This is a genomic window from Pseudoalteromonas sp. MIP2626 (genome assembly GCF_013414205.1).
GTDB classification, from domain to species: Bacteria; Pseudomonadota; Gammaproteobacteria; order Enterobacterales; family Alteromonadaceae; genus Pseudoalteromonas; species Pseudoalteromonas nigrifaciens.
The window spans coordinates 1-11,273 of sequence record NZ_JAATTW010000077.1 but is presented as its reverse complement, the minus strand read 5'-3'; the positions used below and the strand labels follow the sequence as shown (position 1 = coordinate 11,273).

General features: G+C 41.6%; 11 protein-coding genes and 1 pseudogene. 6 read left to right on the top strand and 6 right to left on the bottom strand.

The annotated features are described in order from the left end of the window. Positions 1 to 195: 195 nt before the first annotated feature. From HC000_RS17515 to HC000_RS17500, 4 genes are all read right to left on the bottom strand, one after another. Positions 196 to 3,333 (bottom strand): CusA/CzcA family heavy metal efflux RND transporter, encoded by a 3,138-nt coding sequence (locus tag HC000_RS17515; protein WP_179808314.1) that lies wholly within the window; start codon positions 3,331 to 3,333, stop codon positions 196 to 198. Between the two features lie 8 nt (positions 3,334 to 3,341). After that, a complete protein-coding gene (locus HC000_RS17510) occupies positions 3,342 to 4,568 on the bottom strand; it encodes an efflux RND transporter periplasmic adaptor subunit (RefSeq protein ID WP_179808313.1) in 1,227 nt (408 codons plus the stop codon). Next, positions 4,565 to 5,830, bottom strand: a complete 1,266-nt coding sequence (locus tag HC000_RS17505; protein ID WP_179808312.1) for a TolC family protein — start codon at positions 5,828 to 5,830, stop codon at positions 4,565 to 4,567. Before HC000_RS17505 ends, HC000_RS17510 begins: the two co-directional genes overlap by 4 nt. Positions 5,831 to 5,995: 165 nt before the next feature. Beyond that, positions 5,996 to 6,316: a hypothetical protein gene (locus HC000_RS17500; protein WP_011327276.1), complete on the bottom strand. Its 321-nt coding sequence runs from the start codon at positions 6,314 to 6,316 to the stop codon at positions 5,996 to 5,998. A gap of 97 nt (positions 6,317 to 6,413) precedes the next feature. On the opposite strand from HC000_RS17500, the gene HC000_RS17495 reads away from it, so the two are divergent. Then, positions 6,414 to 6,800: a Cd(II)/Pb(II)-responsive transcriptional regulator gene (locus HC000_RS17495; RefSeq protein ID WP_179808311.1), complete on the top strand. Its 387-nt coding sequence runs from the start codon at positions 6,414 to 6,416 to the stop codon at positions 6,798 to 6,800. A 59-nt stretch (positions 6,801 to 6,859) separates the two neighbouring features. Here the strand turns inward: HC000_RS17495 and HC000_RS17490 are convergent, their stop codons facing one another. After that, positions 6,860 to 8,005 (bottom strand): iron-containing alcohol dehydrogenase, encoded by a 1,146-nt coding sequence (locus tag HC000_RS17490; protein WP_179808310.1) that lies wholly within the window; start codon positions 8,003 to 8,005, stop codon positions 6,860 to 6,862. Between the two features lie 184 nt (positions 8,006 to 8,189). Here HC000_RS17490 and HC000_RS17485 point away from each other — a divergent pair, with 184 nt between their 5' ends. From HC000_RS17485 to HC000_RS18625, 5 genes and pseudogenes are all read left to right on the top strand, one after another. Further along, on the top strand, positions 8,190 to 9,086 hold the full coding sequence (locus HC000_RS17485) for an AraC family transcriptional regulator (RefSeq protein WP_024605796.1): 897 nt from the start codon (positions 8,190 to 8,192) through the stop codon (positions 9,084 to 9,086). Between the two features lie 295 nt (positions 9,087 to 9,381). After that, positions 9,382 to 9,666: a hypothetical protein gene (locus HC000_RS18640; RefSeq protein WP_024605797.1), complete on the top strand. Its 285-nt coding sequence runs from the start codon at positions 9,382 to 9,384 to the stop codon at positions 9,664 to 9,666. After that, positions 9,615 to 9,902 carry a 7TM diverse intracellular signaling domain-containing protein gene (locus HC000_RS18635; protein ID WP_346010178.1) on the top strand — a complete coding sequence of 96 codons (288 nt, stop codon included), beginning with the start codon at positions 9,615 to 9,617 and terminating at the stop codon, positions 9,900 to 9,902. The genes HC000_RS18640 and HC000_RS18635 overlap by 52 nt, the downstream gene beginning before the upstream one ends. 87 nt (positions 9,903 to 9,989) lie before the next feature. Then, positions 9,990 to 10,517, top strand: a complete 528-nt coding sequence (locus tag HC000_RS18630; protein WP_024605799.1) for a diguanylate cyclase — start codon at positions 9,990 to 9,992, stop codon at positions 10,515 to 10,517. Positions 10,518 to 10,555: 38 nt separating this feature from the next. Beyond that, positions 10,556 to 10,759, top strand: a pseudogene (locus tag HC000_RS18625) (diguanylate cyclase); the annotation flags it as partial. Between the two features lie 57 nt (positions 10,760 to 10,816). Here the strand turns inward: HC000_RS18625 and HC000_RS18620 are convergent. Next, on the bottom strand, positions 10,817 to 11,017 hold the full coding sequence (locus tag HC000_RS18620; protein ID WP_024605800.1) for a hypothetical protein: 201 nt from the start codon (positions 11,015 to 11,017) through the stop codon (positions 10,817 to 10,819). Between the last annotated feature and the right edge of the window lie 256 nt (positions 11,018 to 11,273).

Genomic DNA, 11,273 nt, shown 5'->3' with positions numbered 1-11,273 from the left:
TGTACCTCTAACTTCTTATGGCTTCCTTCAGACCCCACCGTTGGCCAGTGACGCCCTTGCCATTCAGATTATCTTCCCCTTAGTCAGGGTGATAAGGCATCTTTCAGCCTATCGGGTTTGCCAGCTTCGCTGGGCAAACAAAAAAAGCAGCTGAAACTTCAGCTGCTTTTACGTTATATATTAAGCAGCAACTAGCTAAGCTGCTTGATACTTATTAAACTTTGCATGCACTAACTTATAAAGCGCAGGCAAAATTAACAGCGTAAGTAAAGTTGATGAAATAATACCGCCAACCACTACCGTTGCTAAAGGTTTTTGCACTTCAGAACCCGTCCCCGAATTAAGCGCCATAGGTATAAAGCCTAAGCTCGCCACCAGTGCCGTCATTAATACCGGGCGTAAACGTTGTAATGCGCCATCATTTATTGCATCTATTAAGTTAAGTCCGTCATCTCGTAACTGCTTAATAAACGACAGCATAACCACGCCGTTTAATACCGCTACACCACTTAAGGCTATAAAGCCAACACCTGCTGAAATTGAAAGCGGCATATCGCGCAGCAATAACGCAAGTACACCACCCGTTAATGCCAGTGGCACACCACTAAATATAATTAATGAATCACGAAGCGATCCAAAGGCGCTATAAAGTAAGCCAAATATAAGCAGTAAAGTGACCGGCACAACTAATGATAACCGCTTACTTGCCGATTGTAGCTGCTCAAACGTGCCGCCATATTCAAGCCAATAGCCACTTGGTAAGTTAAGTGATTCATTCATGCTCGCTTGCGCATCACTTACAAAGCTTGCTAAATCGCGCCCCTCTACATTGGCAGTTACCACTACGTTGCGCTTACCACTTTCGCGGTTTATTTGATTAGGCCCTTTTTCAATGCTGATTGTCGCTACTTCGCCAAGCGGTACAAATGCAAGTTCTGGGTTGCTATCTTTAGGTAAAGCAACTGGCAAACGGGCAAGTGCTGATACATCGCTCGACCAACGCCTATCAAGGCGCACTAATAACGAAAAGCGTTTATCGCCCTCAAAAATTAGCCCGGTTTGCACACCACCAACAGCGGCGGCAAGTGTTTGTTGAATGTCGTTTACACTTAAGCCTAATAATGCCATGTGGTCGCGCATTGGTGTTACCGAAAGCGTTGGCAACCCTTCCATTTGCTCCAAACGTACATCGGTAGCGCCTGCAATATTACGCATTAAGCCTGTGGCTTTTTCGCCAAACTCTTTAAGTACGCTTAAGTCGTCACCGTAAATACGCAGTGCTACATCGGCGCGCACACCAGCAATTAACTCGTTAAAGCGCATTTCTATTGGTTGTGTGAATTCGTAATTATTACCGGGCACATCGTTAACACGAGTACGAATTTGCTGAACCAATTCTTCTTTAGTGAGTGCTGGATTTGGCCATTGTTTTTGAGGTTTTAACATTAAAAAAGTATCGGCTACGTTTGGCGGCATAGGATCGCTTGCCACGTCAGCAGTACCAATTTTTGAAAAAACGTTAGCGACTTCGGGTTGCTTTAAAATGGCTTGTTCAAGCTCTTTTTGCATTTGTACCGATTGCTCAATACCGGTGCCAGTAATGCGCAGCGCATGCATAGCAATATCGCCCTCATCAAGCTGCGGTAAAAATTCTGCCCCCATATTTTTAACTTTAAAACCAAGCACTAATACTAATGCAGTGGCAATACCCACCATCAGCCACGGTAATTTAAGCGATATACCAAGTAATGGCTTATACACTTTTTTAACGCCGCGCATGACTGCGTTTTCGGTTTCATCAACCTTACCGCGAACAAACACTGCAATAGCAGCAGGTACAAATGTAACGCCAAATATAAGCGCGCCAATTAACGCCGCAACTACAGTAAACGCCATTGGCTGAAACATTTTGCCTTCAACGCCGCTTAGTGCAAATAAAGGTAAGTAAACCAGCATAATAATAACAATGCCAAATACAGCCGGTGTAAATACTTCTTTGGTGGCTGCGGTCACTACATTTAAACGCTCGTTTAAAGTAAGTAGCCTGCCATGTTTATGCTGAGCTACACCGAGTTGGCGCAGGCAGTTTTCAACTACAATTACAGCACCATCAACAATTAAACCAAAGTCGATTGCGCCTAAACTCATTAGGTTACCCGATACGCGATTACCTACCATACCTGTAACGGCAAACAACATACTCAACGGAATAACCATTGCCGTAATAAGCGCGCCCGTTACATTACCCAGCAGTAATAGCAAAATTACTATCACTAAAATGGCACCTTCAAATAAGTTGGTTTGCACGGTTGCTATGGTTTTATCAACAAGAGTTGTGCGGTCGTAAACCGCTTCAACAATAACGCCAGCGGGTAAGCTTTTTTGCACATCAACTAACTTATCAGCCATGGCTTTTGCCACTATGCGGCTGTTTTCGCCAATTAGCATCATGGCGGTGCCGAGCACGGTTTCTTCGCCGTTATAAGTGGCCGCGCCGGTTCTAAGCTCTTTGCCTAAAAACACGTTAGCCACATCTTTAATGCGTACAGGTGCATCGTCGCGCTTAGCTATAACGGTATTGGCTATGTCATCAATGGTTTTAAGCTGCCCAGGCGAGCGTACTAAATATTGCCCGTCAAAGCGTTCAATATAGCCTGCGCCTCGGTTACTGTTATTAACCTCAAGTGCACTAATTACATCGCTAATAGTAAGCTTATAGGCAATGAGTTTTTCGGGCACTGGCGCTACTTGGTATTGACGCTCAAAACCACCTTGGCTGTTTATTTCGGTTACGCCTTTTACTTTTAAAAGCTGCGGACGAATAACCCAATCTTGCAAAGTACGTAAGTCTTCGGCGTTGTAGGCAGTGCCATCTTCTTTTAACGCATTAGGCGCGGCGTGCACACTATAAGTAAATATTTCGCCTAAACCACTGGCAATAGGACCCAAGTTTGGCTCTACGTTATTAGGTAAGTCGGAGCGAATACTTTGAATACGCTCACCAATTTGCTGACGTGCCCAATAAATATCGGTGCCTTCATTAAAAATAACCGTTACTTGCGAAAGCCCATAACGCGAAAGCGAACGGGTGTAATCAAGCTTAGGTATGCCCGCCATGGCGGTTTCTACCAAATAAGTAATGCGTTGCTCTACCTCTAATGGCGTAAAACCCTGCGCTTTGGTATTAATTTGCACTTGTACGTTAGTTATATCGGGTACTGCGTCTACTGCTAAATTTTGAATGTTGTATACACCAAATCCAGCAAATAAAAATGTAAGCGCAAGCACCAGCATGCGGCGTTTAACCGCAAAAGAAACTATCCAATTAATCATGGTGCCTCCTAGTGAGCGTGGCTTGCGCCGCTTTTTAAAATATCAGCTTTAATGACATAACTATTGTCTGTTACGTATTCGCTACCTGCGTTTAAGCCTGTAAGTACTTCTACCCACTCGCTATTTTTTGCACCTAAGGTAACGGGACGCACTTCAAATACATTATTTTTACGAACAAACACACTGGGTTGACCGTTAAATTCTTGAATTGCTTGTGGCTTTACCCGCACGCTGGCATTTATTTTAGCCACACTTACATCGCTATTTATATGCATGCCTGGGCGCCAATGCCCGTCTGGGTTATTAAGCTCTATACGGGCACGCGCTATGTGCCCGCCAGTCATCATTGGGGCTATAAAAAACACTTTGCCTTGCGTATTTAAATGGTGATGCAAGTCGTACACTTTAGCGCTTTGCCCTATGGCTAGTTTTTCAATATTTTCAGGAAAAGCAGATAACTCAACCCATACTTTATCAAGGTTAACTACCTGCATCAGCGCGCTGGTGCTTGCAAGCTCACCACGCTTTAAATATTGCTCAGTTACAACGCCACTAATAGGGCTTTTAATGGTGTAGTTTTGCAGTGTTTCGCGGTTAGTGATACTTACAAGCGCCTCGCCTTTTTTAACGCTTTGGCCAATGCTTACAAAAATATCGCTGATCAATCCTGTATACGGCGCCATTACTTCTACTGTGCCGTGCTGGGTTGGCGCAATAACACCAAAAAGCGTGTCGGTAATATCTACCTCACCACTTTGCGCTATCTCAGTTTTAATACCTGCGCGCTCAATAGCTCGCTCTGTTAACGTGGTACGGCCTTCGTGTTGCTCGTACTCATAGCTAATACTCTCACCGTTATAATTAGCAGTAACGGCAAGTACAAATGAATGCGGTTCGTTAATTGATTGCGTGCTCACAAGATAGTCGCCCTCTGTTATGAACTGTATATTTTGCGGCGCTTCAACTAATCGTTTTAAACTCATTGTTATGTTTAAATCACTTATATTAATTGGCTTGCTTTGCTTGTAAGCGTATATACGCAGCTCAACATTACCGGCAAATTCTTGTAATTTAAGCTCAAGGGTTAATTTAGGGTCAGTTAATAAAAAACCACCGTGTGGACCTTGCTCTTGTTGCTCAGTTTCTCCATACTCGGCTAATGCAAGTACACTGGTGCTTAACACGCTGCCAGCAAGTGAAAGTGATACTAATAATGCAATTATATTTTTATTCATGATTGGTAAGTCTCAATTAAAGATTGGCCAGTTAAACGCTCAAGAGTAAGTAGCACTTGGTACAGCTCTGCGTGGGTTGCAATGAGTGCGCGTTTAGAGTCAAAGTGTGCTTGCTGGGCATCGAGCAACTGCAACACCGAAATTTGCCCGCGTTGATAGCTGTTTAAGCTTTGCTCAATCAATGTTTGTGTCTGAGGAATTATTTGCTTATTTAATAACGTGGCTTGATTTGCTATCCCTTGATAATAAGCATACAGAGTACGTACTTGCTGGCGTAACTGAACTCGCAACTGCCCTTGCTGCTGGTTTAAAAGCGCAAGTTCACTTGCTGCTGCAGCAATATTACCGCTATTAGCATTACTGATTTGCAGTGGCATAGAAAACGAAAACAACAATGAGCTAGAGTCATTTTTTGGGTTGTAACGCACACCACCACCTACATTAATATCGCTTTGCCCATTGGCTTTTTGCAGCGCTAAGTTAGCCGTTTGCTGTATATATTGCTGCTGAAGTAAGGCAAATTCAGGTGCTAAATTTACCGCATCTAAAAGCGCTTGCTGTGATTTAAGCGGCGTGATGACGTTAATATTGCCAGCAAAAGTATCGTAGGGTTGCTCCTCACTCCACAGCTCGTTAAGCGATAAACTTGCTCGCTCAAATTCACTATTAAGCATGGCTTTATCAAGCTCTACTTGGCTAAGTGCATAACGCATGCGCGTTACATCAGCTTGCGACGCAGCACCCGCATTGGCTCTTTGTTCAATCGCTTTAAGCGCCTGGGTAACTACCTGTTTACGTTCACTATTTAAACTTAATAATGTTTGAAATTTAAGCCCTTGGTAGTATCGCTCAGCAGTGGTTGCTAATAAGGCTAAACGGGTATTTTGATACTGTATTGCTTGGGCTTTAATATTGGCGGTTGCGTAATTAATACGGCTTTGGCGCTTATCGCCCAGCTCTATTAGTTGGCTAAGCCCAAGTGTTATTTCAGCGCCTTTTACGCCACGCGCATCATTGGTGCCTAACACGTTTTCAACCGCAACACTAAGCACAGGGTTTGGCGAAAGTGTGGCTTGTGATTTAAGCGCGCTCAATATTTTTTGATGATAGGGGTAGCGTTTTAATATCGGATTTTGTTGCTCGGTATTACTCAGCGCTTGCTTAAGCGTGAGTATATTTTCACTGGCACTAACATTAGCCAGCGCATTAAATATCGGCAGCACGCAAAGTAGTGCCACCAGCATAATTGGTTTTTTATTCATATAGCTTGTCCGTTTTTTAACAAACAGGGTTAACTTACAAAATAATTTAAAATTAAAAAGCGCAATGTAAATTTGTAAGCAACCTAAATATGCATATAACACAGCCTATATAGCGTCTAAACGCAGGCAGTAAAATGCACCATATTTTATTAAGGTAAATTAAAACTAGCTAAGTGAAATAGGAGGGCGCGACATAGGTGGATAAATTAATCCACAATAGCGTACAGGTAACGCGGGGTTACTCTGCTCAGGGCTGATTGAATGATTTACTGTACTGTAATAGCCACTATGACAATGTTGGTGGGCATGAATTTCGGCAGAGGCTTGAGCCTCATTTTGGCTACCATCGGCAGTTATATTACTTTGTAACTGCGCGCTGGTTATGTGATCCACGTCTTCTTGTAAATGATACGCAGCACCATCACAGCTAATAAAGCTGTGTACAAGTACTAAAAGTATCACTATTAAAAAACGCTTTGAATGCATTGTCTGCCTACAAACTCTAAAAAGAAGTCCCTTTTAAATACTTGAATATAAAAGGAGTCAGCAGCATAATAAACCTTCTAGTTACTGGAAGGTCAATATGCAAATCAAGCAACTTGCTCACTTAGTTAATATTAATGCAAAAACAATTCGTTATTATGAGCAAATACACCTCATTCCTGCTCCAAAAAGAGAGAGCAACGGCTATAGAACCTACACCCAAGCAGATACAGAGCGTCTTATTTTTATTCGACGCTGTCGCGATTTACAAATTCCAATAGACGATATTAAAACTCTACTTGTTGCGCAATCATACGGCGATAAATCGTGTGTTGAGGTTGACGATATTATCGAAAACCAATTAATTAAAGTACGAGCGGCACAAAAAGAACTTAAAAAGCTCGAGGTATCGTTAGCCAGCTTATTAACTAACTGCACCGCAAATACTATAAACGACTGCCAAATAATAAAAGAATTAAATAGTTAATACATATAAAAAAACCGCTAACCTGTAAGGCTAGCGGTTTTTATTAATAACACTTTAAATTAAGCGACTGCTTGTTCTAAAATTTCACGACTTTCTTTTAGCGTGATTGCTTGGTTTTCACCCAGGGCAAGCATGCCATGCGCTTCAAGTTTGCCAATAATATTGTTAATCGCGGCTGCTTTATCTTCACCATGTTCAGTAAGCTGCGTAGCTACATCAAGGCTATGGTAAAACGCTTCAATTGCTTGAATTGTTAGCTCTGCTAAGTCGTCAGATTGTGCAAGGCCAAATACGTTTTTGCCCATTTGCTCTAGTTTTGCTTTTTTAACTGCAAATTGATTGCGTAGTAAAGAAGGCTGAACTATTGCAAGCGAACGTGCATGGTCAACACCGTATGCAGCGGTAAGCTCGTGACCAATCATGTGGGTTGCCCAATCTTGCGATACGCCAGAACCAATCAAACCGTTTAATGCTTGATTCGCTGACCACATAAGATTTGCACGCCATGCGTCATCTTGGTTTTCAAAGTTATCGCCAAGTACTTTAAGTGCTTTAAGTAATGCTTCTGCGTAACCATCTTGTACTAATGCTCCTTCTGGGAACGTTAAGTACTGCTCACAGGTGTGCACCCATGCGTCTACTAAACCATTTACAAGTTGACGCTGTGGTAATGTTTTCATTACATCAGGGTCCATAATCGCAAATTTAGGTTGTACTGCTGGAGACATAAACGGGAGTTTTTCTTTTGTAGCAGCTTTGCTTACTACTGAGCCCTGGTTAGACTCTGAGCCTGTAGCTGGTAATGTAAGTACTGCACCAATTGGTAATGCGCTAGTTACTTTATGCTTACCAGTAGGAATATCCCAACCTTCGCCATCGTATACTGCTGAAGCTGCAATGTATTTAACGCCGTCAATTACTGAGCCGCCGCCAACACCTAGTACAAAGTCGATGTCTTGTTCTTTACAGATTTTTACTGCTTGATCTAGTACTTCAATTGTTGGGTTAGCGCCAACGCCCGAAAACTCTACCCAATCAAAACCTTCAAGTGCTGCTGCAACTTGGTCATATACGCCGTTCTTTTTAATTGATCCGCCGCCGTACACAACTAGTACTTTTTGATCTTTTGCGATCAAATCAGTTAATGAGGCTATTTGTTGTTGGCCAAATTGAATTAGTGTTGGATTTACGTAGCTAAATTTCATTATTTTATCCTAGGGTGACGATTAAATATGGTTCAACTTACTTAGTTGCTCACTAAGTAAAGCTTCAATGAGTGCATATTACTGGCAAAACAAACATAAAAAAAGCCCAATAACGCGCAAAAGCTTGCCTAAAACTATCAACATTGTTATTTTACGTAAAAATCAGCCATGTAAAGATGCTTTTATGCCCACCATTGCCAATATGCTGCAGCAGTACGCAGAGCACAATCAGTTACTCAATTTTGAAGGCACGATGGAAACCATTATTACTGGAGTCTATTTTCATCGCGCCAGTAAAAGCTCGCCGCGACAGCCGCTTATTTATAACTCTGGGATTATTGTGGTCGGGCAAGGGCATAAAGTAATTCATTTTACAGATCATAAAATACAATATGGTGCGGGGGATTATTTAGTATTGGGCGTTCCTGTACCGCTAGAGTGCGAAGCCTTTACTGATGGCGACTTACCAGTGCTTGGGATTGCTGTTGATATTAACCCTGCGTTATTGCACAAACTCGTTAACCAAATGACTGAGCATAAACAATTTGCTCTGCCACCAACATGCGGGCAAATGAGTGGCGTGCAATCAGCTAAACTCGATAACGCGATGGAGCTGGTAACTAAGCGTTTATTAACCGTGTTAAATAACCCACTTGAAGCACAAGTATTTGGCGAAGATATAGTAAAAGAATTAGTATACCGTGTACTTTGCGGCCCCCAAGGACATACCTTATTTGGCCTTGCTATGCATGATGGGCATTATGCACGTATCGCCCGTACGCTCTCAACTATGCACAGTAGTTATGCCAATCAAATTACGGTTGAAGGGTTAGCTGAAGATGTAAACATGAGCGTATCGTCGTTTCATCGTGCTTTTAGGCAAGTAACGTTTGAATCCCCTCTACAGTATTTAAAAAAAGTACGCTTAGCTAAGGCTAAAGAACTTATAACCACTAGTGGAAGTAAAGCCAACGAAGCTGCATTAAAGGTTGGCTATACCAGCCCATCGCAATTTAGCCGCGAATTTAAACGCCACTTTAATAAAACACCTAGCGAAGTATTAACTCAATTACACAGTTAATTTAACTAATTAACTAATAGCTAAATAGGTGGGCTCTGCTAGTATAAAAAATGTAGTTGAGCTTGGAAGTGCTTATGGCTGACAAAAAACATCATAAAAATACAGTTCCTAATATTTTACACGGAGGTGCTAAATATGTATTTCTTTTTTTTATTTAATAGCATTTAATAGCAATGCAGGCGATTTTTGCGATATTACCCCCTTAAATAGTCAGTCCCCTCCATCATCTTTACAACCTAATACAACTTCTGAACTTCAGGCAAAACGCGGTACAAACCAATTTCAGCTTGACTGCTTGTTAAAGCGTGGCGGCGTACTTTCGTTTTTGCGCCCAGGTCTTGATGATTTTACATGGCAGCAAAACGGTGTAATAAAGCAGCCATTAAAATCGGCACAAGTGGCATTTTTAATGGACTCAGGAAACTTTACAGCCATTATTACAGTTGAGTCAAAACTTAACTATACACCACGCTTTAAGTGGCAAAATACACAAGTTTTTTTAAAGAAACACAGCAACATAATCTCATTATGGGTGCTTTTTATGGGCTGTGTATCACACTCATTTTTTACGTATTTATAATGGGCTACAGGCTTCACGACAAGATATTTAAGCTATACAGCGCTTATATTTTTTGTATTGGCAGCTTTATTTTGCTTCAAGAAGGCCAACTCTATTTATTTATAACTGACCACGTTTCATCACTCCTATTTGATTTGTACTTACTCAGCTTAGGTTTAACAGTACTCAGTGCTACATGGTTTATGTGCGCATTACTTGAACTAAACAATAGATGGCCAAAAACAAGTAAGATTTAAAAAATTATGGCCGGTACTGTTATGTGCTTTTCTTTAATAAAAATATTGTTCAGTAACACTTTGATTTGGCAAATAGCTGGCAACATCATGGCTTACGGCTCATTAATTATTGTGACTGTTATTTTTGTTTTAGCGGCACAACAGGCTCGCAAAAGAATACGCGAAGCAACGCTTGTTTTTGTAGCATTGAGCTTGGTGCTCGTAAGCATGATATTTAGAGTATTACTTATTAATCAAAGCCCATTTATGCAACGTTACGGATTTATTTTGGCTTTCGCTGTGGAGTCATTTTTACTAGCAGTAGCTGTTTCTAGGCGTATTAGCCGTATGCGAATCGCACAAAAACGCGCCGAAACCGAAGCCGATTACGATCACCTTTGTGGCATTTTAAACCGCCGTGGCTGGGGTAAAAAATCGTCAGAGCTGATTGAGCTGCATGCAAAAAAAGGCGGAGTTTTATGTTTAATGTATATAGATTTAGATGACTTTAAACAGATAAACGACAATTATGGGCATGCCGTAGGCGATGAAGCTTTATGTAAAGTAGCCGCCAGTTTAAAAAGTATTGTACGCACCAGCGATGCAGTCGGCCGCTTAGGCGCGATGAATTTGTAGTACTTGCCCACTTTTACAGCAAAGCGCAAGTAAGCCCAAAAACACACCATCTAAAAATAGAGTTAGATAAACTCGCCATCACGCATAACGACCAACCTATTGCTATAAAGGCAAGCATTGGTAGCAGCGTATTTAGTGAGCCTCCTAAAAATATTGACGAAATTTTAAAAGCCGGCGACACCGCTATGTATCATGAAAAACTACAGCGTAAAGTAAAGCCGCTCACTTTAGTTGATAGCTAACTTTAAGTATTTAAAACCGTAGCCTGCTTAGCAAACTGCTTACGGTTTATATAGTGGCTAAAATACACATCCACCTAATGAACCAATAATACCGCCATTAAGAATTTTAAACGTTGAGGCTTGTTTGTCACTAAAATGGGCAACACTGCCCATTACCGCTAAAATAAGCGGAAAGGTAGATATTAACCCGCTCCATGCAGACCCTATATGCTGCGATATAAACGTAACAAGCACGATAAAGCCCGTCACTAATATCATTTTACCAAAAGCTCCCAGCGGGCATTTAATGGTTTTGCATCAACTGATATATTTAGCCTTGTAGAGATAATAGCTAAACCGAGTAAAATACAAAGCGAAATCACTGCATATTCCGGAGCATCGTGAACAGTGATTCCGGCCCATCGTGAACACCCGTTCTGGTTTTAGCGTGAACGCTCATTCCGGTTTTATCGTGAACACTTTTGACTGATTTTCCGGAATCGGTGTTCACACCAAACCAGTACAATTTCAACGC

What these genes read in the sequence shown, in the direction of transcription:
- HC000_RS17515 (WP_179808314.1), bottom strand. Translation starts at nt 3,333, where the DNA reads ATGATTAATTGGATAGTTTCTTTTGCGGTTAAACGCCGCATGCTGGTG.
- HC000_RS17500 (WP_011327276.1), bottom strand. Translation starts at nt 6,316, where the DNA reads ATGCATTCAAAGCGTTTTTTAATAGTGATACTTTTAGTACTTGTACAC.
- HC000_RS17490 (WP_179808310.1), bottom strand. Translation starts at nt 8,005, where the DNA reads ATGAAATTTAGCTACGTAAATCCAACACTAATTCAATTTGGCCAACAA.
- HC000_RS18630 (WP_024605799.1), top strand. Translation starts at nt 9,990, where the DNA reads ATGGCTTACGGCTCATTAATTATTGTGACTGTTATTTTTGTTTTAGCG.
- HC000_RS18635 (WP_346010178.1), top strand. Translation starts at nt 9,615, where the DNA reads ATGGGTGCTTTTTATGGGCTGTGTATCACACTCATTTTTTACGTATTT.
- HC000_RS17510 (WP_179808313.1), bottom strand. Translation starts at nt 4,568, where the DNA reads ATGAATAAAAATATAATTGCATTATTAGTATCACTTTCACTTGCTGGC.
- HC000_RS17505 (WP_179808312.1), bottom strand. Translation starts at nt 5,830, where the DNA reads ATGAATAAAAAACCAATTATGCTGGTGGCACTACTTTGCGTGCTGCCG.
- HC000_RS17495 (WP_179808311.1), top strand. Translation starts at nt 6,414, where the DNA reads ATGCAAATCAAGCAACTTGCTCACTTAGTTAATATTAATGCAAAAACA.
- HC000_RS17485 (WP_024605796.1), top strand. Translation starts at nt 8,190, where the DNA reads ATGCCCACCATTGCCAATATGCTGCAGCAGTACGCAGAGCACAATCAG.
- HC000_RS18620 (WP_024605800.1), bottom strand. Translation starts at nt 11,017, where the DNA reads ATGATATTAGTGACGGGCTTTATCGTGCTTGTTACGTTTATATCGCAG.